Source organism: Alteromonas sp. 07-89-2, from assembly GCF_013113925.1.
Taxonomy (GTDB): Bacteria; Pseudomonadota; Gammaproteobacteria; order Enterobacterales; family Alteromonadaceae; genus Alteromonas; species Alteromonas macleodii.
This window is the reverse complement of the sequence record NZ_VTYM01000024.1, coordinates 39,018-59,701: the sequence shown is the minus strand read 5'-3', so window position 1 is coordinate 59,701 and position 20,684 is coordinate 39,018. Positions and strand designations below refer to the sequence as shown.

Below are 20,684 nucleotides of genomic sequence, written 5' to 3'. Positions count from 1 at the left end.
GTTTCCACCAAAACGATTCAAGTAGGTCTGAGCCGTTTGGGACATTAGACAAATAAGCCAAGCGTTAGTACGAGAAAAAGCCCAATAAAACCTATTAGGGTTGCCATACACGTCCAAGACACAAACGTGTCTTTCACAGAAATATCAAAATAACGGTTTACGATCCAAAATCCCGTATCGTTCACGTGAGACATGGCCGTAGCGCCTGCCGCTATTGCAATTGTCATCAGGGCGAGTACTGATGGTGAAAACGCCAGTTCCTGCACTACAGGGCCCATTAAACCAGCAGCCGTTAACATGGCCACCGTAGCCGAGCCCTGAATAATTCTGACTGAAATTGCGATAAGAAACCCGGCTGCCAATGGTGGGAGCGGCGATAATGCGACAACATCGGCGAAGGCCTGCCCCGCCCCAGAATCGATGAGCACTTGTTTAAACATGCCACCCGCGCCTGTCACCAGTATGACCAGGGCAACCGGTTCTAACCCTCTTGATGCAATGTTTCTAATTTGTTCGCTTGATAAGCCTTGCTTCTTCCCTAGCACTTTAAAACAAGCAATGGTTGCAATGGTCAGGGCGATAAAGGGATGCCCAATAAATAGCAACGCCTCCTTCAAGACACCTTCTGAAAGCGTGAACTTTGCCAACGTACCCACCAGAATAGCCACTAGCGGAAATGTCAGTAGCGCCGCAACTGAACCAAAGCTGGGGAGTTCCTTTGGCTTTTTATGTGAAGCTTCAATGATATGGTTTGGGACAGGTACGTGCAGGCGTTTCGCTAAAAATGTTGCGTAAATTGGGCCGGCTAAACACGCGCAAGGAATACCAACGATAAAGCCGAACAAAATGACTAAGCCGATATCCGCCCCTAAAATTGAAGCTACCGCAACAGGTCCTGGTGTTGGAGGAATAAAAGCGTGGGTGACAGCGAGCCCTGCTGTGAGCGGGATTCCATAATAAATAAGCGACTTTCCTGATTTCTTTGCTAACGAGTAAATAAGAGGCATTAATATGATAAGCCCCACTTCAAAGAAGACAGGTATAGCAACAAGAAACCCCGTTAACACAACCGCCCACTGACTATTCTTATCACCAAATTTATTGTTGATAGTTTGCGAAAGCCTATCAATGCCGCCGGATTCTTCTAAGAATTGCCCGAACATAGCACCAAGGCCAACAATGGTCGCTACAAATCCCAGCGTGTTGCCCATGCCTGACTGCATGGAAGCCAGAACGTCGGCCGCTTGCATTCCCGTACCCAGGCCAACAAACGCTGCTGCCACAAGGATAGCGATAAAAGCATGAACTTTTCTAACTACAACTAAATATGTGAGAAGCACAATGCTACAAATGGCGACAAAAAGAAGGGAAAAAGTATCGGTCATACGTGCTCTCTGGTACCTGTTAGTGACACTGTCTTCATGTCGACGAAGTCATAATACGGAAATCACCCGCTACCTTTACAAGCTAAGTTGAAAAACCCAGCCAATGTTAAATATTTATTAATACAAGATAGCTATCTGGTAACACTATTATAATCACCCCTTGAACGCAACCGGTTTCCAAACTAATATTTATGAGTAAAATGGAGTCCAAATAACTCGCTCTTGATGTACTCCTGAACTTTAATGTGAGAGATAAGCTTATGACCCATTGCCATGTATTTTTCGTTTCGGGAGTTTCAGGAACGGGAAAATCGACATTGAGCCAGCATTTAGCCCAACGTTTTGACATGCCTTTCGAAGAAGGAGATCGTTACCATAGCGAGGCAAACGTAGAGAAAATGTCTTCAGGTATACCACTGCAGGATGCAGACAGGTGGGAGTGGTTAATTACGTTAAACATGATTGCCAAGCAACACATTCACGCCGGCCGGAACGTGGTTATAAGCTGTTCAGCGCTGCGCTCAGCCTATCGTGACGTGCTAACCAAAGATATCGCGCCTCACTGCCACTTTATTTACCTTCATGCGTCACAGTCTGTGCTTAGTGCGCGATTAAAACAACGGGAGCATTTTTTTAACGGTGATGCTATGCTCGAAAGCCAGTTTGCAGCCTTAGAGCTGCCTTCTAAAGAAAACGCATTCATTATTGACGTTACACAAACTTTCGAGTGTGTTTCTCAGCAGGCGGAAGACTTTATACGCCCTTTGATATCGAATTAAGCATCACGACATTAACACACACTTCCGCGCGGAATAGCGGAACTAGCAGCACATAAAAAGATCGAAAAATGAGTAAGGTAAAAAAGTCACGCACAAAAATATCAGACGTAGCCAATCATTTGGGGGTTCACAAAACTACCGTATCTCGTGCGCTTAATAATTCTAGTGGCATTTCTAAATCACTCGCCCTTAAGATCAAAAATGCAGCGCGAGAGCTAAACTATATTCCGAACCGCGCCGCCCAGTCATTATGCTCAGACAATAATAGAACCATCGCGTTATTGCTTCCGTCTTTTGGAAACAATGTGTTTAACGATGTGATGTTAGGCGTGAAGGCCGTTGCCGACAAAGCCAATTATGCACTGATGATTGGCGACTCGACCTATACCGAGCTTGGCGAGGAGCGTACTGTAGAGTCTTATATCCAGCAGAACGTGAGTGGATTCATTCTTACTTCCACGCGTCATACTGAAGAAACGAGAAAAATGCTGCTAACCACAGGGACGCCTGTGGCCGAAATTATGGATATTTCTAGTGAGCCTTTTGATATTAATTACGGAGTAAATAACGAATTAGCAGCCCAGTCTATGACCCAGCATCTTATCGATAAAGGGCGCCGCAACATTGCTTTTTGCTCATTGTATTTAGATTGGCGTGCAATATTGAGAAAACAGGGCTGGGCAACCGCACTGGACAATGCTGAGTTGTCCGCCGAGCGATATGTTTCCTCTAGAGCCGACGCCACATTTCAAGCTGGTGCTGAGCTTCTTTCAGAAACACTGCATAAATGGCCGGATACTGATGCGCTATTTTTTGTGAGTGACGAGCTTGCTGCTGGCGCGGTGATGGAATGTAATAGACGAGGTATCAAACCTGGCAAGGATATCGATATCTGCGGTTTCAACGACTTGAGTTTTGCGCGCTCAATTTACCCTGCCTTAACAACCGTATCAGTCCCGCGCCGTAAGATGGCAGAAATGGCAGCGGAATCATTGATATCGCTAATTGAGGGCGAAGACGTTGAACAAGCGAGCCAAGTTCTACCCTTTGAGCTTAAAATACGAGAAACCGCTTAGCAGACGTTTGGCAGCTCTAGCCCCTAGACTTGGTGCTCATAAACCTGCATTTCCTAACCTATTGCCTTTGAAGTTAGTGCTCAAAAACCCAGTGATAGTGCCATTTTAACGAAATTGCAGGGTCGTAAAGAAAACTACCCTGCACACTCGCTCGATATTAAAATGTAACCAATACTATTTAGGCATCAGTATAGAGTGTAGTTATCCACTTCTCTTCATTGATGAAATTCCAGCTCCAGTCGGCCCACTTATCGTCTAAGCCCATCGCTTTAACCTCATCGAGGGTTTTGCCGTCTTGCTTAAGTGCCTTAACGTAGTTGAACGTTTCAAAGATCATAGCTAAAAATGCGCTGTATTCTTGCTTGTTACTGATGTCGCCGTGGCCAGGAATAATAACGGTTTCATCGTCTATTTTAGCAAGCAGTTGTTTTACTGAGTCCATATAGCCTTCCACATTACCGCCAGCACCTTGGTCGATGTAGGGAAAGCGACCATTAAAGAACAAGTCGCCGGTGTGCATAACGTTGGGTTGCTCGAACCACACTACGCTATCGCCGTCGGTGTGGCCTACTGCTAAGTGCATCACGTGAAGGGTTTCACCATTGAAGTAAATTTTTATTCCGTCTTCATAGGTAATAGTTGGCAGCGCTTCCGGTTTTACTTTTTCATCGTTAGCTAGGCGAACACGCACATTTTCGTGCGCCAGAATGGTCGCGCCTTTATGGCTGTGGAAAAACGCATTAGAGCCTGTGTGGTCGCCGTGATAATGCGTGTTTATCACATACTTTGGCTTGTCACTCCCGAGCGCACCAAGCTGGGCCGCTATCTTTTCTGCAAGCGGCGCAAATTGATCGTCGATGATCAAAACACCGTCTTCCCCAGCAGATACGCCGATATTTCCACCTGCACCTGTAAGCATGTGCACAGAGCCTTTTATCGCTGTCGCTTTAACTTCGACATCGGCAAATCTATCTTGTGCTTTTGCGGGATTAATAGTTGAATAAACCAAAGGGCTCGCAGCAATAAACGCAGCCAAAACGTGTGCGCTAAAACGAGGTGCAGTTTTCATTATTATTTCCTTGTAAGAAGCCTGTTTATTAAAGACCTCTTACACTATGACCTAATTTCACAATTAGATCATTTTTTCATCATCAGGAATATTGCCAACATAAGCAAAACGGGGAAGTGTTTCTCCGTCTTTTTCAACCGACTCAACAAACATTTCTAGGGGACGAACCCAAAGCGCTTTTTCGCCGTAGCACGGGCGGTATACCACTAGCTTACTTTCATCTTCTGAATGCGTTGCCACTTCGTATACATCGTATAAATTACCTTTGTAATGCTTGTAGCGACCTGGGGTTTTAAGTTCTTTCGAGTCCATAACGTCCTTCATTAAAGTGGAAAAAATAGTAAGGGTTAGCCAATCGCTTTCATTTGCCAAAGATTAAGTGGTCTTAGAAACTAAACTCTGTGGGATTGGCCTTTAATCGGGTAATACAAAAGCGTCAGTCTATCGCATAGTATCAGTACGTTAAGTATAACAAGTGGTTAGATTGAGGCTACTGCATGTTAGTACTTAACAAGTGAGCTTATTGGCTAAATCGGTTCAAAAGGTAACACCAATTGCTGTGTTGATTGGTCGGCAGCAAGACCTATATGAACGCCAACAAGACGAATACCCCGCCCTGTTGCTCGTTCGAAGGCTTCCTGCATTAGCGTGCGAAAATACGCTTCATCAAGCGTGGCACAGCGGTGCTCTACCGTAGTTAGTTGGAAGTCGTTAAACTTAAGCTTAACGCCCTGCGTGCGAATACGTACCGGCTTACCCGTACGTTTCTTGTGATTTTCCATTCGCTCTTGAAGCTTTTCAAATAAATGTGGCAAAAAATCTATGCATTGGTCGAAGGTGTGAATGTCTTCGCTTAGCGTGCGCTCTACGCCGATAGACTTTCGCTCACGAGATACCGATAGTTCACGCTCATCAATACCGTGAGCACGCTCCCACAGCACACTGCCAAATTTACCCAGCTCTTTTTGAATGCGCTCAAAAGGGTATTGGCGAACATCGTCGCAGGTATTAAGCCCCATACGCTGAAGCTTTTGCATGGTGACTTTGCCTACGCCCGGAATTTTCTTTAGTGGCATTTCGCGTACAAACTCATCGAGCTTATCAGGAGTAATAACACAAATTCCATCGGGCTTATTTTCATCGCTCGCCACTTTAGCCACAAACTTACAAGGCGCAACACCTGCTGAAGCTGTAAGCCCAAGTTCATTTTTAATGCGCTCGCGTATTTCTTCGGCAATTAACGTGGCGCTGCCACCGCAAAATTCACTGTTAGTCACGTCTAGGTAGGCTTCATCTAATGATAAAGGCTCAATGAGGTCGGTATAATCAGCAAATATCTTACGTATTTTTTGCGACTCGGCAGCGTACACATCCATGCGCCCTTTTACGAGGGTCAAGTTTGGGCATAGCTTTAAAGCATACGCTGTAGCCATAGCTGAGCGCACACCAAATTTACGGGCGGGATAGTTACAGGTAGAAATAACCCCTCGACGGTCGGCACTGCCGCCTATCGCAATGGGAATATCGCGCAAGGCTGGGTTGTCGCGCATTTCAACTGCGGCGTAAAAACAATCCATGTCGACGTGGATAATTTTTCGCATTACCTGCCTTTATTCTTTAGCTATAAACACAAAGCTGTACAAAATCACAGTATATTATTATTAATGCTGAATTACACTATTTCGTTGTGATCTCCCAAAAAAATTGATGGCTCGGCTAGCTACATTTCAACCAAGTCACAGTGTGAGCGAATTTATCGAAACAACGTCAATAGAGCTCAATATTAAAGAACGTAATAGATATACCCACAAAAAAAGCGCTGTCGATTAGTATCAAACAGCGCTTTTAAACCTTAAACCAACGATGGGTTAAGCATTACAAAATTTGGTTCTGCTTCCACTCGTTTAGTTTTTTCTGGCGGGCTTCTTCTTTTTCCATGCGCGACTTTTTACGGTCACACGGTTCTGGACAGTCACAGGCTTTTTCAATACCTAGCGCACCTAAGCCACCACAGCTTCCAGAGATTGATTTTTTCTGAAAAAGGTAACCTACGGCCATAGCCAGTACCATTGTTAGAAAGAAACCAAAAGCAAGAATGAATGTAGACATTGCTACCCCCTAATTATGAACTGTGACCAGTTTATCAAATTCTGGCGATGCATACTCTTCAAATCCGTCTTCTGTGCGACGAATGAGGAATACAGCGAGTTGTTCTTGCTCAGCAACCGCTATCGCTTGTTCCCATCCCATTACATTAAACGCCGTAGCCAAACCATCAGACGTCATTGAAGAAGGATGAATTACCGTAACCGAAACCAGGTTATGTGAGATAGGTTTGCCCGTTGTGGGGTCGATTAGATGCGAATAACGAACGCCGTCTTCTTCGTAATAGTTGCGATAGTCACCTGATGTAGCAACCGCGTTTTCTCCTATTGAGACAACTTTTTGAACAGCACGTTCAGTGGTAACTGGCTTTTCAATGGCAATCAGCCACTCACTGCCGTCGCCTCGTTCACCTTTCACACGCATTTCACCACCTATTTCTACAAGATAGTTTTCAATGTTGTGGTTTTCAAGGATCTCCGCCACTTCATCAACGCCAAAACCTTTTGCAATAGTCGACAGGTCGACATAAAGCATTGGGTGACTTTTCTTTAAGCCTGTAGGCGTGGTTGACAGCTTCTTATAACCCACATATTCGCGAATATCGTCGATGTCTGTCTGGCTTGGTACTTTTTCAGGGCGTTTAGTTGGGCCAAACCCCCATAAATTAACCAATGGGCCAACGGTAACATCAAGTACTCCGCCACTAAGGTTAGCCAAGCGTAATGCCTCGTTAACTACGGTTAGCGTATCTGGTGATACGGCGAAATTGTCGGTGTAGCGATATTGATTGAACCTTGATAGTTCTGACGTTGGGTCGTAAGTAGACATCATCTTGTTAACCTCAACAAGACGGGCATCTATTTCAGCTTGTAAGCCTTCTACCGGTGTCTCCGCTACAAGGTACTTAACATTGTAGGTTGTGCCCATTGTCTGCCCTTGCAGGTGTACTACAGGCGTTTTTTCATCGCTACAGCTTGCGAGAAGTAGAATACCTACCGCAACAAAGGCGAGGAAAATTCGAATAGCAAATCGAATCACGATGTTGTCCTTAGCTAATCTGCACATTACTCAATCGCTATTATGTGCATTATGCGTTTTGCTTCAACGAAAAAGGGGCTTACGCCCCTTTTAATATGCTTGAGTTTTTAAGCGAGTAGCTCTTAAATCAAACCCTTAGCCACCGAAGTCATCTAGCATGATGTTTTCGTCCTCAACACCTAAATCTTTAAGCATGTTGATTACGGCCGCGTTCATCATAGGTGGTCCACACATGTAGAACTCACAGTCTTCTGGTGCAGGGTGATCTTTCAAGTAGTTCTCAAGAAGTACTTGGTGGATAAACCCAGTGTAACCTTCCCAGTTGTCCTCTGGCTGAGGATCAGAAAGTGCTACATGCCACTCAAAGTTATCGTTTTCTGCTGCTAGCTCGTCGAAGTCTTCTGTATAGAACATTTCACGAAGTGAACGTGCACCGTACCAGAAGCTCATCTTACGCTTAGACTTAAGGCGACGAAGCTGATCGAAGATGTGAGAACGCATTGGGGCCATACCTGCACCACCACCTACGAATACCATTTCGTTTTCAGTTTCTTTCGCGAAGAATTCACCGAATGGACCAGAGATAGTCGCTTTGTCACCTTCTTTCAGGCTCCAAATGTACGATGACATTTTACCCGCAGGTAGGCTTAAGTTATTAGGTGGCGGCGTAGCGATACGCACGTTCAACATAATAATGCCTTCTTCTTCTGGGTAGTTCGCCATTGAGTAAGCACGAATAGTCTCTTCGTCTACTTTAGACTCGATGTCGAAGAAGCCAAAACGCTCCCAGTCACCGCGGTATTCTTCAGGAATATCGAACTCTTTGTACTTAACGTGGTGCGCTGGCGCTTCAATCTGAATATAACCACCTGCACGGAAAGGTACACTTTCACCGTTAGGAATTTTAAGCTTAAGTTCTTTGATAAAGGTTGCTTTGTTATCGTTAGAGATAACTTCACAATCCCACTTCTTAACACCAAATACCGACTCTTCCAGTTCAATTTCCATGTCCTGCTTGATAGCAACCTGACATGAAAGACGGCAGCCTTCGCGCGCTTCACCTTTAGTGATGTGGTCTAGTTCAGTTGGAAGGATTTCACCACCACCTGAGTGTACATCTACACGACACTGGCCACATGAGCCACCGCCACCACACGCAGACGATACGAAGTAACCTGCGTCAGCTAGTGCACCAAGAAGTTTGCCACCCGGTGCAGTTTTGATTGCCTTGTCTGGGTCACCATTGATAGTGATAGTTACATCACCACTTGGTACCAATTTAGACTTGGCAAACATAATGATAAATACTAGCGCCAATACGATGGCAATAAACATGCCGACGCCAAGAAATATTTCTACGTTATTCATTTATATGCTCCCGAGCTCTATTACAGCTGAATACCAGTGAATGACTGGAAGCCAAGTGCCATTAGGCCAGCGATCATGAATACAGAACCAAGACCACGAACACCATCAGGCATATCAGCATACTTCAGCTTTTCACGTACTGCCGCTAGCAATACAATTGCTAGTGCCCAGCCCATACCACTACCAACGCCGTAAACGATGCTTTCAGTGAAGTTGTATTCACGCTGTACCGCAAACGCCACGCCACCGAAAATTGCACAGTTAACGGTAATTAGCGGAAGGAAGATACCTAGTGCGTTGTAAAGCGCAGGGAAGAACTTGTCTAAGCTCATCTCTAGAATCTGTACCAACGCCGCGATAACACCGATAAACGTTAGGAAGTTAAGGAAGCTTAGGTCAGCTTCTGGGAAACCTGCCCATGCTAATGCGCCTGGAGCAAGAATGTTTACATAAATAACTTGGTTAACGGGTACAGAGATACCTAGTACCACGATAACTGCAACACCAAGACCCATAGCAGTTTTAACTTTCTTAGATACCGCTAGGAATGTACACATACCCAAGAAAAGTGATAACGCCATGTTCTCAACGAAAATTGAGCGAACAAATAACGACAAATAATGTTCCATGACTTACTCCTTAGGCTCTACTTGCTCTGGACGGATAGTACGGATAAACCAAATCATACCGCCGATTAAGAAGAATGAGCTGAATGGTAGGATTAACAAACCGTTACCCTGATACCAGCCACCGTTTTGAACCAGTGGAAGGATTTCGAAACCTAAAATAGTACCGAAACCAAATAGCTCTTTAATTGTACCAATAACAATTAGAATGAAAGAGTAGCCCAAGCCGTTACCAATACCATCAAGGAAGCTCATCAGAGGTGGGCTCTTCATGGCGTAAGCTTCAGCACGACCCATTACGATACAGTTAGTAATAATCAGACCAACGAATACCGACAGCTGCTTCGATATTTCATACGAATACGCTTTCAGAATTTGGTCAACAACGATTACCAACGACGCAATGATAGTCATCTGGATAATAATTCGAACGCTAGATGGGATCTGGTTACGAATTAGTGAAATAAACAAGTTTGAGAACGCTACAACGCTTGTAAGCGCAAGCGACATTACCAATGCTGTTTCCAGCTTAGTGGTAATTGCCAGTGCTGAACAGATACCCAATACCTGTAGGGCGATCGGGTTGTTGTCCAGGATTGGCCCAAAGAGGGCCTTTTTCATTTCTTTAGTATCTGCCATGAGACTTCCCTTATGAACGCCATGCTTGGTTCTTCAGGAACTGGCCGAAGCCTTGCTCGCCTACCCAGTAACGAATAGTGTTTTCAACACCGTTGCTGGTTAGGGTTGCACCTGAAAGCGCATCGATAGTGTGAGGATTGCTAGGGTTAGCATTTTTCACTACGCGAATAGCAACTTCGCCATTTTCGTAAAGCTCTTTGCCGTCCCATTTGTCCTGCCAAGCAGGATTTTGCACTTCACCACCTAGTCCTGGCGTTTCTTTTTGCTGATAGTAAATAAGCTCGCGAACCGTTTGGCCGTCTGCGTCTACCGCTAAGAAACCGTACATAAGATCCCAAAGACCGCTGCCGTGTACAGGAAGGATGATACGAGAAACATCACCTGCGTCGTCGCGAACTAAGTAAACACTTGCCACGTTAGGGCGGCGTTGGAAACCAACATTGCTGTTGGTTACCTTAGTGCTGTACTCAGTTTCTTTGGCTGCTTTATACATATCGTAATCTGGCTTAGGCGCTTCTACGAAAGTACCTTCGTCAAGATTAACAAAACGCTGCTCTACTCGCTCGCTATAAGTGCTTTCAATTGCGCTATTGCTCATGCCCATTTCATAAAGGCCTGCAGCATTAAGAATGTTGCTCTTTTTATCTAGAGCTGCGTTTGTTTGTTGTAGAGAGCGAAGGCCAACAGCCGCGCCAGACACAACAATTGAACAAACCAAACATACGGCAACAACAATACCTACCGTTTTGCCTAAAGATTCTTTCTTAGCCGACACGTGCTACCCTCCGCTTGATATTGCTTTGTGCGACGAAATAGTCGAACAGTGGCGCCCACAAGTTAGCAAATAGAATTGCTAGCATTACACCTTCAGGGAAGGCTGGGTTAAGGACGCGGATTAGTACCGTCATGAAACCAATGAAGATACCGTAAGCCCACTTACCTTGGTTTGTGAACGACGCAGAAACTGGGTCTGTCGCCATAAAGAACATACCAAAAGCAAGACCACCAACAACAAAGTGCCAATGAGCAGGCATTGCAAACATAGGGTTAGTATCGCTGCCGATTAGGTTTAGCAAGGTTGCGAAGAACGCCACACCAATTGCTACACCAGCAACAATGCGCCAGCTTGCTATACGCATGTACATGATGAACAAGCCACCAAGAATAATAGCAAGGGTAGACACCTCACCCGCTGAACCTGAGATAGTACCGATGAAGCTGTTCATCCACTGATCCATGTTCGCGTAATCAAGGTTGCCAGAAGCCGCTTGGCTTAGAGACGTTGCACCAGAATAACCATCTGCCGCTACCCATACTTGGTCACCTGAAATTTGCGCAGGATACGCAAAGTAAAGGAATGCACGACCAGACAATGCTGGGTTAAGGAAGTTACGACCTGTACCACCGAATACTTCTTTAGCAATTACAACACCGAAGGTAATACCTAGTGCAACTTGCCATAGAGGAATAGTAGCTGGAAGTGTTAGTGCGAACAGTACCGATGTAACGAAGAAACCTTCGTTAACTTCGTGCTTGCGCACAGACGCGAACAATACTTCCCAGAAACCACCTACCGCGAACGTTACCGCGTAGATTGGCAGCCAGAAACATGCGCCATAGAAGAATAGACCTAGTGTTCCCGCATTTGCCAAGTCACCGCCAAGGGCAGCGAATAGACCTGCTTGCCACGTATCAGGTAGTGTTCCTGCGCCAGCAGCAATAGCTTCTTGCGCTTGGAAGCCAATGTTATACATACCAAAGAACATAGCTGGGAATGTTGCCATCCATACCATGATCATAATGCGCTTAAGGTCAATGCTGTCACGCACGTGCGTGTTAGCTTTATTTACTTTTCCTGGGGTGTAGAAAATGGTCGCCGCAGCTTCGTAAAGCGCATACCACTTTTCATGCTTACCACCTGGTTCGAAGTTTGGTTCGATCTTTTCTAAATACGCTTTTAAACCCATGACTTAACCCTCTTTCTCTATCGTGGTCAAACAGTCGCGTAAGATAGGAGCGTAGTTGTATTTGCCAGGGCATACATAAGTACACAATGCCAAATCTTCTTCGTCCAACTCTAAGCAACCCAACGTCTGAGCACCGTCAGTATCACCAGAAATCAGGTCCCTAAGCAGAAGCGTAGGAATGATATCTAGGGGCATAACGCGTTCGTAATTACCAATTGGAACCATAGAACGTTCAGAACCATTGGTAGTTGTTGTCATATCAAATTTCTTGCTGCCACTTAGGTGACCTAAGTAAGCACGAGTCACTGAGTGTTGGTTTGAACCGGGTAGGATCCAACCGAACAATTTCTTCTCGCGACCTTCTTTTAGTAGTGAAACTTGGGTGTGGAAACGACCAAGGAAGCCGTGAACGCCCATCGCTGTCGTACCGCTAAGTACAGAACCAGAGATAACACGTACTTCACCGTCTACTTGCTCGCTAGCAGTAAGCTCGGTCAAGTCTGCGCCCATTACGGTGCGCACTAGGCGTGGGTTAGTTGCTGCAGGACCTGCAAGTGAAATAACACGACGGTTATCTAGCTCGCCAGAGGTCAGCAATGCACCAATTGCCATAACGTCTTGGTAGTTGATGTGCCAAACCGTTTTGTTCATGCCAGCAGAATCAAGGAAGTGGATGTGAGTACCCGGTAGGCCCGCAGGGTGAGGACCGCCAAATTCTTCAACATCAACTGCCGCATCGCCAGTAGCAACAGATGCACCTGCCGCTTTACAAACGTAAGTCTTGCCACCGCTCAATTGCGTTAATGCTTTAAGACCATTTACGAAATCGTCTTGGCGCTCAGCAATAATCACTGCAGGATCTGCTGCTAGTGGATTGGTATCCATTGCTGTAACGAAAATTGAACTTGGAACAGAGTCTAGCTTAGGAGATTTGCTAAATGGACGTGTACGGAACGCTGTCCACATGCCTGACTCTACAAGGATTGACTGAAGTTGCTCGCGTGTTGCGCTCGCGATCTGGTCAGCTGCAATTTTATCAAATGTCACAGCATCGCTGCCGTTCATTTTGATAACTACAGACTGAAGAACACGTTTTGCACCACGGTTAACCTCTACCACTTCACCCGCTGCTGGGGCAGTGAATTTAACGCCAGGGTTCTTTTTATCTTCAAAAAGAACCTGACCTTTCTTCACTACATCGCCAACTTGGACGTGCATGGTAGGGCGCATACCCACATATTCTTCTCCCAGAATGGCAACGCGCGTTGCAGCAGATGCATCAGCAATCTCCTGCTTTGGCGCTCCCTCAATTGGGAGGTCGAGACCTTTCTTGATTTTTATCATATGTAATCGCACTACTCTAATAGAAATACCCTTTTGCATGACCGCAGAAAACCTGCCTGTCAGCATGCAAAAGCGCACTATTAACAGGTGTAGAACACCTTTTCGTTGTTGATTGATGGAACTTGCTGCAATTGCTACGGTCAGCCTGTTATGAAGCCGTAACGCATAATTCCTTTTGCGGACGCTTAATTCGCCCTTTCTTTATAGACCACCAGCAGAAATTTACACTTATTATTGTTTTTGTGTAGCTGCAATCGCTACTGCTGTTTTGGTAGAGGCAGAAAAGACCCCTACTTAATTTCGGGATTTTAGCATTAACCCATACGTTTGTGCCACGCTAATTCAAGATAAAGGCAAATTTTTCTACAATTTAATGTAAACCTTTGGTCTTATTCATTTACATTTTGCGAATCCATACGCCGTATCAACTTGTAATCAGGTACAAAAAAGCCGTCAAATCAGACGGCTTTTGCGTACATAAGCATTAGGTTAATTAATGGTAAGTTTAGGCTTTACCAATTAACCATTGGGTCAACTTCACTGTCGTAATCAACACTTGAAATGTCAAAACCGAACAGTTTTAAGAACTCATGGTTGTAACCTTTGTAGTCACTTAAGTCATGAAAGTTCTCTTGTGTCACTTGATCCCATAGCGCCTTAATTTTTGCCTGTGTTGCATCGTTAGTTTCTTTGCCATCCATGCGATAGCGATTTGCTTCATCTAACGTTGGTGTATTGCCGAACAGGCACTGTGTGAACAAGCCATGAATCTGCTCAATACACCCTTCGTGGGTCCCTTCCTCTTTCATCACTTTATAAATAAGTGAAATATACAAAGGCATTACAGGAATGGCTGAGCTTGCCTGCGTTACCAGTGCTTTCAACGAGCTCACATTGGCTTGCACAAGCAAATCACTGTTTTTACCGATAATGGCTGCGGCAGCGCGATCTAGGTCTTCTTTCGCTTTACCAATCGTCGCTTGACCATAAATAGGCCATGTTAGCTCTTTACCAATGTAGGTATATGCGGTGGTTTTACAGCCTTCAGCAAGCACATCGGCTTCACGTAAAAAGTCCATCCAACGTTCCCAATCTTCACCGCCCATCACTTTGATGGTGTTAAGGATTTCTTCGTCGTTGGCTGGCTCTAGCGATACTTCATGCACTTTGTCTTTATCAGTATCGTAGGTTTTCGTAGTGTACGCCTGCCCTACAGGCTTAAGCGTAGATTTATACGTCACGCCTGTTTCTGGGTCGGTTCTACGCGGGGATGCAAGGCTATAGATAACCAAGTCAACCTTGCCCATTTCCGCTTTGATCTTTTCTATGGCTTCGTTTTTAATTTCATCAGAGAATGCATCGCCATTGATGGTGTCTGCATACAGGCCTTTCGCTTTCGCCTTTTCATGAAATGCAGCTGTGTTATACCAACCTGCTGTACCTGTTTTTCGTTCCGTTGGTGCTTTCTCAAAACACACACCGAGTGTTTTTGCGCCATAGCCAAACGCTGAAGTGATGCGTGACGCCAAGCCATAGCCTGTAGAGCTTCCAATCACTAATACGTTTTTGGGGCCTTCGCCTAAGTCACCTTTTGCTTCCACATAAGCAATTTGTTCTTCAACCGCTTTAGCACAGCCGACCGGATGCGCGTTTGTACAAATGAAGCCTCTCACTTTAGGCTTGATAACCATAATAATTTTCCTTATTTGAGCGTAGGGCTATTGTAATGCCGAAGCCACTGATAACAACTCGGAGCAGATGAAACCTAGCATATCGCAAACGCAAGGCGACACCAATGAAACAACGTGCCAAATTTAGGTTTGCTTTGTATTTACGAGAAAAGAAATAGGAGAAAGGAACATTAGGCCATAACGCTAAATCTAACGAAGTGCGGGCTAATTTTTAAACGCTATGAACTATGTATAAGAAAAGATGGAACACAGGTGTACAGAACTGCACACCTGTGAACAACACATTAACCTAGAACGTCTAGAAGCTCTACGTCAAAGATAAGCGTGCTGTATGGTGCAATAGCTGCACCCGCACCTTGCTCACCGTAAGCAAGATCATGTGGCACGTATAAACGGTACTTAGCACCTACTTTCATAAGTTGAAGTGCTTCAGTCCAACCTTTAATGACGCCGCCTACTGGGAATTCAGCTGGCTGGCCGCGCTCGTAAGAGCTGTCAAAGGTAGTACCGTTGATAAGTGTACCGTGGTAGTGAACACGTACAGTGCTAGCCGCAACTGGCGTTTCACCGTCACCTTCAGCGATAACTTCGTACTGAAGACCAGATTCAGTAACGGTTACTTCGTCACGCTTCGCATTTTCTTCAAGGTACTTTGTGCCTTCTTCAATAACCGCTTTGCTAGCTTCTTCTTTAGCCGCTTGCATGCGCTTGTGAATTTCGCCGAACGCATCACGTAGTGTGTCGTTGTCAACCTGAGGCGCTTGACCTGCGAAGGCGTCTTTTAGGCCAGCTACAACAGCGTCAATCGCTAGTCCGTCAAACGGATTTGATTGTAATTGTTGACCCATTTGAAAACCAATGCCGTAACTTGCTTGGGTTTCTACTGTATTGAATGTATCAGTCACAAGAACTCCTGAAATTAAATTACAAATGCAGTACAAATTTCAAACAAAACGCATAACGCGAGAATGTTTCTGCATTTTCCGGTGCAAGAGTGTATCACACCACAAAATATCTTGCTTTGAGCAATGTTAACTAGGGTGCAAAAGTATCAAAATGTTGTAAATTATAACCGAAAGTGGTTAGACAAGTCGCAAAGGACACAGTATGGTTAAGGCCATATATTTAGGAGGATAGCATGCAAACACACTACGATGCTGAACTGAAAGATACCGTTCGATACCTAGGTAAAACCTTAGGTGAAACAATCAAAAATCAATTGGGTCAAGAGTGGCTAGACCGTATTGAAAAGATTCGTAAAGGCGGCCGAGCTTCTTATCAGGGAGACGCTACATGTAGCGAAGAACTGAAAGAAACTTTCAAAACAATGTCTGACAGCGATTTGCTTACTGTTGGCCGTGCATTCGCACAATTCTTGAATTTGGGCAACATTGCTGAGCAAGAATACAATGCGGCAATGAATGTTGATGCGTCTATTGATGCACTATTTAAACACCTAGATAAAGCTGAATTAACAGCTGAAAAAGTGCAGGACGCGGTTGCAAAACTGAACATCGATCTTGTACTGACCGCGCACCCAACTGAGGTTACCCGCCGTACACTTATTCACAAACATAAAGAATTGGCGAACTGCCTTCAGGCTATTCACCAAGAGTCGCTTAGTGATGTTGAGCGTAAAAAAATTGAAACCCGTATTGCTGACCTTATTGCACAGGCTTGGCACACTGAAGAAATTCGTTCAGTACGTCCAACACCTGTTGATGAGGCACGCTGGGGCTTCTCTGTTATTGAAAACTCATTATGGGAAGCAGTGCCAGACTTTATGCGCGAGCTTGATGGTCGCCTAAATGAAGATTACGACGTATCGCTACCGCTAGACTCGTCACCAGTACAATTTAGCTCTTGGATGGGCGGCGACAGAGACGGTAATCCATTTGTAACGTCAAAAGTGACTGAGCAAGTATTATTACTTGCTAGAAAACGTGCGGCCAAGCTTTTCGCGATTGATCTTGATCGCTTGCAAGTTGAGCTTTCAATGTACGACTGCAACGACGCGTTACGCGAAAAAGTCGGCGACGCCAACGAGCCATACCGCGCCCTTCTTCGTCCACTTGTGGACAAGTTCATCACAACCCGCGATGGCATTAGCGACTACTTAGCAGGTAAAAATCCAGATACTTCAAACTGGGTTGAAAGTGATGATGAGCTAATTGAACCACTGATGCTTTGCTACCAGTCACTGTTAGACTGCGGAATGCAAGTTGTAGCAAACGGTCTGCTGCTAGACACTATTCGTCGTGCACGTGTATTTGGCATTCACCTTCTGCGCCTTGACGTGCGTCAGGACTCTGAGCGTCATGCCGACGTTTTCAGCGAACTAACACGCTATCTTGGTCTTGGTGATTATGCTCAATGGAGCGAAGCCGACAAGCAAGCGTTCTTATTACGTGAGCTTGGTTCAAAACGCCCGCTGTTCCCTGCTCAATGGGATGCGTCTGATGACGTGAAAGAAGTGCTTGATACCTGTAAGGTAATTGCGAAGCACAGCAAACACGGTTTTGGTATCTATATTATCTCTATGGCCAGTGAGCCATCGGATGTTATGGCCGTTCAGCTGCTACTTCAAGAAAGTGGTGTAGATTGGCCAATGCCAGTGGCGCCATTGTTCGAAACGCTAGACGATTTGAACAACTCGCCTGACGTAATGCGTAAATTGCTGTCTATCGACTGGTATCGCGGTTACGTTAAAGGTCGTCAATTCGTTATGATTGGTTACTCAGATTCAGCCAAAGACGCAGGTGCACTTGCTGCGGGCTGGGCTCAATACCAATCACAAGAAGCCTTGGTTGCGATTGCTGATGAGTTTGACGTAAGCCTGACGCTATTCCACGGCCGTGGCGGTACAATTGGTCGTGGTGGCTTGCCAGCACATGCTGCCATTTACTCTCAGCCTCCTGGCTCGCTAGACGGCGGCTTCCGTGTAACTGAGCAGGGCGAAACTATTCGCTATAAATTCGGTATGCCTAAGCTAGCTAAACGCAGCCTAGGTATTTACGCCAGCGCCATAATTGAAGCCATGTTATTCCCGCCTCCGGCACCAAAAGAAGAATGGCGAGAGCTTATAACTGCAATGGCAGCCCAAGGTCGCGATAATTACCGTGCAACCGTGCGTCACGATAAAGAGTTCGTACCTTACTTCCGTGTTGCAACGCCAGAGCAAGAGTTAGGCAAACTCCCACTAGGTAGTCGCCCAGCGAAGCGTAAGCCACAAGGTGGTATTGAGAGCCTACGTGCGATTCCATGGATATTCGCCTGGGCACAAACCCGTTTGGTACTGCCAAGCTGGTTAGGCGTTATGCGCGCTATCGATAGCGTGAAGACACCGGAAAATGAAAAAGTGGTTAACGAGATGTTCAGCGAATGGCCGTTCTATCGTTCACGTCTTTCAATGCTGGACATGGTGTTCCATAAAGCCGATCCGCGTATCAGTGAAGCTTATGATGAGCGCTTGGTACCCAAAGAGCTCAAACACTTTGGTGAAGCGTTGCGTGGCGAGCTTAAAGAAAGCATCTCGTCGCTGTTGGCTATAACCGGTGACGGCGACATCATGAAGAACGACCCGCAGGGTAAAGAGTCTATGGAGATCCGTGCAGGATATCTTCAGCCCCTTCACTACCTGCAAATTGAGCTTCTGGATCGTATTCGTAAAGCCGGGGACGATGCACAAAACACCAGCCTAGAGCGTGCCATGATGGTTACCATCGCGGGTATTGCAATTGGTATGCGTAATACAGGCTAGAGCCCAAGTGAACGCGTAACGTTATAATGAAAAGCCTGCTCATTGAGCAGGCTTTTTTTGTAATGTCTTAAATGTAAAAAAGGCTGGGTACGTAAGAACGTATCCAGCCTTTTCTAGCGGATGCTAGTACATCCGCTTCAGGCGTTATTAGCCGTTTACGAAGTCTACGCCTAGCTTGATGTCGCCACGGAGGCCTTCAAGCATGTCGTTTTTCGCTTTTTCTTCAAATGCGCTTAACTCGCCGTATGGCAAGATTTCTTCAACACCGTTTGCGCCTAGGCGAACTGGGTGTGCAAAGAATGCTGCGTCGTCGCTGTCATCAGTTTGTACATAAGTGTACTCAACAACGTTCTCACCTTGCATTGCTGCAACTAGAGATAGACAGAAGCGTGCCGCTGCTTGACCCATTGATAGGGTTGCAGAACCGCCGCCCGCTTTAGCTTCAACAACTTCAGTACCCGCATTTTGGATACGAGTAGTTAGGCTAGCAACTTCTTCGTCTGTGAACTCTACGCCTTCAACTTGTGAAAGTAGAGGAAGGATAGTTGTACCAGAGTGACCACCGATTACCGGTACGTGCACAGAAGATACGTCTACACCTTTAAGTTCAGCAACAAACGTTTCAGCACGGATAACGTCTAGTGTCGTTACACCGAAAAGCTTGTTTTTGTCGTAAACGCCTTTTGCTTTAAGCGTTTCAGCTGCAATAGCAACAGTAGTGTTAACTGGGTTAGTGATGATACCAACACACGCGTTCGGGCAGTTATCAGCTACACCTTCGATAAGGTTTTTAACAATGCCGGCGTTGATGTTGAATAGATCAGAACGATCCATACCTGGCTTACGAGGCATACCCGCTGGAATTAGAACAACGTCTGCTCCAGTTAGTGCATCAGCTAGGTCATCTTTACCGTGACCGGTTACTTTTACCGCAGTGGGGATGTGGCTCAAATCAACGGCAACACCAGGAACAACTGGCGCTACGTCGTAAAGCGCTAAATCTGAACCTGCTGGCAATTGTGTTTTCAACAACAAAGACAGCGCCTGACCAATACCACCGGCAGCACCTAACACGGCTACTTTCATACCATTTCTCCTATGGGATTACTTCACGTATTTAAACGGAACGTCACACTAATGCAACGCGGGGGAAAACTCAATCACCGGATCGTCTTATTAACGTTATTTATGGCGATTTTATCTCGATATTCATTATCATGAATGATTATGCAAAGAAATTGCGCAAAGTCTACCTGTACGGCACAATATACGCATACTAAATATAATTCCTAACGATAACCCTCAAAAAAGAAAAGAGCGCTAATGGCAAACGCAAAACAAGAGCTACTCATCAAAGCTTTTAAAGAAATTCTTAAAGCAGAAAGTTACGGTTCACAGGGCGAAATTGTTGATGCATTAAAAGCACAAGGCTTCGACAACATCAGCCAATCTAAAATCTCTAGAATGCTAAGCAAATTCGGCGCGGTACGCACGCGAAATGCCCGAGGTGATATGGTGTATTGCTTGCCTCCAGAGCTAGGTATGCCTACGGCTAAAAGCCCCCTTAAACAGCTGGTACTGGATATCGTTCACAACAACGTAATGGTAATTATTAGAACCAGCCCTGGTGCTGCGCAGCTTATTGCGCGCTTGCTTGACTCATTGAGTAAGAAAGACGGGGTTTTGGGCACCATTGCAGGTGACGACACTATTTTCATCGCGCCAGCGGATGTGTCTAGAATTGAAGAACTAAGACAGCGTGTTGAAGACCTGTTTGAGAACGTTTAGGTAGCCACGCTTTTAAAACGGTGCCCTCTCATTGAGGGCACTATATAT

At 45.5% G+C, this 20,684-nt stretch carries 19 protein-coding genes; 4 read left to right on the top strand and 15 right to left on the bottom strand.

Going from position 1 to position 20,684, the window contains the following annotated elements:
- Positions 1 to 44: 44 nt before the first annotated feature.
- A complete protein-coding gene (locus tag F0261_RS15335; protein WP_171338379.1) occupies positions 45 to 1,385 on the bottom strand; it encodes a GntP family permease in 1,341 nt (446 codons plus the stop codon).
- A 260-nt stretch (positions 1,386 to 1,645) separates the two neighbouring features.
- On the opposite strand from F0261_RS15335, the gene F0261_RS15330 reads away from it, so the two are divergent.
- The gene (locus F0261_RS15330; protein WP_171338378.1) at positions 1,646 to 2,164 is read left to right on the top strand and encodes a gluconokinase; all 519 of its coding nucleotides are present in this window, start codon (positions 1,646 to 1,648) and stop codon (positions 2,162 to 2,164) included.
- 68 nt (positions 2,165 to 2,232) lie between these two features.
- On the top strand, positions 2,233 to 3,240 hold the full coding sequence (locus F0261_RS15325; RefSeq protein WP_171338377.1) for a LacI family DNA-binding transcriptional regulator: 1,008 nt from the start codon (positions 2,233 to 2,235) through the stop codon (positions 3,238 to 3,240).
- A gap of 178 nt (positions 3,241 to 3,418) precedes the next feature.
- Here F0261_RS15325 and F0261_RS15320 read toward each other — a convergent pair whose 3' ends face one another.
- From F0261_RS15320 to F0261_RS15260, 13 genes are all read right to left on the bottom strand, one after another.
- Positions 3,419 to 4,309 carry an MBL fold metallo-hydrolase gene (locus F0261_RS15320; RefSeq protein WP_171338376.1) on the bottom strand — a complete coding sequence of 297 codons (891 nt, stop codon included), beginning with the start codon at positions 4,307 to 4,309 and terminating at the stop codon, positions 3,419 to 3,421.
- Between the two features lie 63 nt (positions 4,310 to 4,372).
- The gene (locus F0261_RS15315; RefSeq protein ID WP_014980364.1) at positions 4,373 to 4,621 is read right to left on the bottom strand and encodes a DUF1653 domain-containing protein; all 249 of its coding nucleotides are present in this window, start codon (positions 4,619 to 4,621) and stop codon (positions 4,373 to 4,375) included.
- A gap of 215 nt (positions 4,622 to 4,836) precedes the next feature.
- A complete protein-coding gene (gene dinB, locus F0261_RS15310) occupies positions 4,837 to 5,910 on the bottom strand; it encodes a DNA polymerase IV (protein WP_171338375.1) in 1,074 nt (357 codons plus the stop codon).
- A gap of 274 nt (positions 5,911 to 6,184) precedes the next feature.
- Positions 6,185 to 6,418, bottom strand: a complete 234-nt coding sequence (gene nqrM, locus F0261_RS15305; RefSeq protein ID WP_014950791.1) for a (Na+)-NQR maturation NqrM — start codon at positions 6,416 to 6,418, stop codon at positions 6,185 to 6,187.
- A 9-nt stretch (positions 6,419 to 6,427) separates the two neighbouring features.
- The gene (locus tag F0261_RS15300; RefSeq protein WP_014950792.1) at positions 6,428 to 7,453 is read right to left on the bottom strand and encodes an FAD:protein FMN transferase; all 1,026 of its coding nucleotides are present in this window, start codon (positions 7,451 to 7,453) and stop codon (positions 6,428 to 6,430) included.
- A 135-nt stretch (positions 7,454 to 7,588) separates the two neighbouring features.
- A complete protein-coding gene (gene nqrF, locus F0261_RS15295; RefSeq protein WP_014950793.1) occupies positions 7,589 to 8,821 on the bottom strand; it encodes an NADH:ubiquinone reductase (Na(+)-transporting) subunit F in 1,233 nt (410 codons plus the stop codon).
- Positions 8,822 to 8,841: 20 nt separating this feature from the next.
- Positions 8,842 to 9,450: an NADH:ubiquinone reductase (Na(+)-transporting) subunit E gene (gene nqrE / locus F0261_RS15290; RefSeq protein WP_014950794.1), complete on the bottom strand. Its 609-nt coding sequence runs from the start codon at positions 9,448 to 9,450 to the stop codon at positions 8,842 to 8,844.
- A gap of 3 nt (positions 9,451 to 9,453) precedes the next feature.
- Positions 9,454 to 10,086, bottom strand: a complete 633-nt coding sequence (locus F0261_RS15285) for an NADH:ubiquinone reductase (Na(+)-transporting) subunit D (protein ID WP_014950795.1) — start codon at positions 10,084 to 10,086, stop codon at positions 9,454 to 9,456.
- 10 nt (positions 10,087 to 10,096) lie between these two features.
- Positions 10,097 to 10,861 (bottom strand): Na(+)-translocating NADH-quinone reductase subunit C, encoded by a 765-nt coding sequence (locus tag F0261_RS15280; protein WP_014950796.1) that lies wholly within the window; start codon positions 10,859 to 10,861, stop codon positions 10,097 to 10,099.
- Positions 10,851 to 12,053 (bottom strand): NADH:ubiquinone reductase (Na(+)-transporting) subunit B, encoded by a 1,203-nt coding sequence (locus tag F0261_RS15275; protein WP_014950797.1) that lies wholly within the window; start codon positions 12,051 to 12,053, stop codon positions 10,851 to 10,853. Before F0261_RS15275 ends, F0261_RS15280 begins: the two co-directional genes overlap by 11 nt.
- A gap of 3 nt (positions 12,054 to 12,056) precedes the next feature.
- A complete protein-coding gene (locus F0261_RS15270; protein WP_014980366.1) occupies positions 12,057 to 13,397 on the bottom strand; it encodes a Na(+)-translocating NADH-quinone reductase subunit A in 1,341 nt (446 codons plus the stop codon).
- A gap of 512 nt (positions 13,398 to 13,909) precedes the next feature.
- Positions 13,910 to 15,088, bottom strand: coding sequence for an enoyl-ACP reductase FabV (gene fabV, locus F0261_RS15265; RefSeq protein ID WP_171338374.1), 1,179 nt, complete (start codon positions 15,086 to 15,088; stop codon positions 13,910 to 13,912).
- Positions 15,089 to 15,372: 284 nt separating this feature from the next.
- Positions 15,373 to 15,993, bottom strand: coding sequence for an FKBP-type peptidyl-prolyl cis-trans isomerase (locus tag F0261_RS15260; RefSeq protein WP_014950800.1), 621 nt, complete (start codon positions 15,991 to 15,993; stop codon positions 15,373 to 15,375).
- A 233-nt stretch (positions 15,994 to 16,226) separates the two neighbouring features.
- Between F0261_RS15260 and ppc the strand changes: the two genes are divergently transcribed.
- Positions 16,227 to 18,848 (top strand): phosphoenolpyruvate carboxylase, encoded by a 2,622-nt coding sequence (gene ppc, locus F0261_RS15255; protein ID WP_171338373.1) that lies wholly within the window; start codon positions 16,227 to 16,229, stop codon positions 18,846 to 18,848.
- A 147-nt stretch (positions 18,849 to 18,995) separates the two neighbouring features.
- Here the strand turns inward: ppc and mdh are convergent, their stop codons facing one another.
- Positions 18,996 to 19,934 (bottom strand): malate dehydrogenase, encoded by a 939-nt coding sequence (gene mdh / locus F0261_RS15250; protein WP_014950802.1) that lies wholly within the window; start codon positions 19,932 to 19,934, stop codon positions 18,996 to 18,998.
- A gap of 237 nt (positions 19,935 to 20,171) precedes the next feature.
- On the opposite strand from mdh, the gene argR reads away from it, so the two are divergent.
- Entirely contained in the window at positions 20,172 to 20,636 is a 465-nt protein-coding gene (gene argR, locus F0261_RS15245; protein WP_014950803.1) for a transcriptional regulator ArgR, read from the top strand.
- The last annotated feature ends 48 nt before the right edge of the window (positions 20,637 to 20,684 follow it).

Coding starts and splice junctions, on each gene's coding strand:
- F0261_RS15335 (WP_171338379.1), bottom strand. CDS start 1,385: ATGACCGATACTTTTTCCCTTCTTTTTGTCGCCATTTGTAGCATTGTG.
- F0261_RS15330 (WP_171338378.1), top strand. CDS start 1,646: ATGACCCATTGCCATGTATTTTTCGTTTCGGGAGTTTCAGGAACGGGA.
- F0261_RS15325 (WP_171338377.1), top strand. CDS start 2,233: ATGAGTAAGGTAAAAAAGTCACGCACAAAAATATCAGACGTAGCCAAT.
- F0261_RS15320 (WP_171338376.1), bottom strand. CDS start 4,309: ATGAAAACTGCACCTCGTTTTAGCGCACACGTTTTGGCTGCGTTTATT.
- F0261_RS15315 (WP_014980364.1), bottom strand. CDS start 4,621: ATGGACTCGAAAGAACTTAAAACCCCAGGTCGCTACAAGCATTACAAA.
- dinB (WP_171338375.1), bottom strand. CDS start 5,910: ATGCGAAAAATTATCCACGTCGACATGGATTGTTTTTACGCCGCAGTT.
- nqrM (WP_014950791.1), bottom strand. CDS start 6,418: ATGTCTACATTCATTCTTGCTTTTGGTTTCTTTCTAACAATGGTACTG.
- nqrF (WP_014950793.1), bottom strand. CDS start 8,821: ATGAATAACGTAGAAATATTTCTTGGCGTCGGCATGTTTATTGCCATC.
- nqrE (WP_014950794.1), bottom strand. CDS start 9,450: ATGGAACATTATTTGTCGTTATTTGTTCGCTCAATTTTCGTTGAGAAC.
- F0261_RS15285 (WP_014950795.1), bottom strand. CDS start 10,086: ATGGCAGATACTAAAGAAATGAAAAAGGCCCTCTTTGGGCCAATCCTG.
- F0261_RS15275 (WP_014950797.1), bottom strand. CDS start 12,053: ATGGGTTTAAAAGCGTATTTAGAAAAGATCGAACCAAACTTCGAACCA.
- F0261_RS15270 (WP_014980366.1), bottom strand. CDS start 13,397: ATGATAAAAATCAAGAAAGGTCTCGACCTCCCAATTGAGGGAGCGCCA.
- fabV (WP_171338374.1), bottom strand. CDS start 15,088: ATGGTTATCAAGCCTAAAGTGAGAGGCTTCATTTGTACAAACGCGCAT.
- ppc (WP_171338373.1), top strand. CDS start 16,227: ATGCAAACACACTACGATGCTGAACTGAAAGATACCGTTCGATACCTA.
- mdh (WP_014950802.1), bottom strand. CDS start 19,934: ATGAAAGTAGCCGTGTTAGGTGCTGCCGGTGGTATTGGTCAGGCGCTG.
- argR (WP_014950803.1), top strand. CDS start 20,172: ATGGCAAACGCAAAACAAGAGCTACTCATCAAAGCTTTTAAAGAAATT.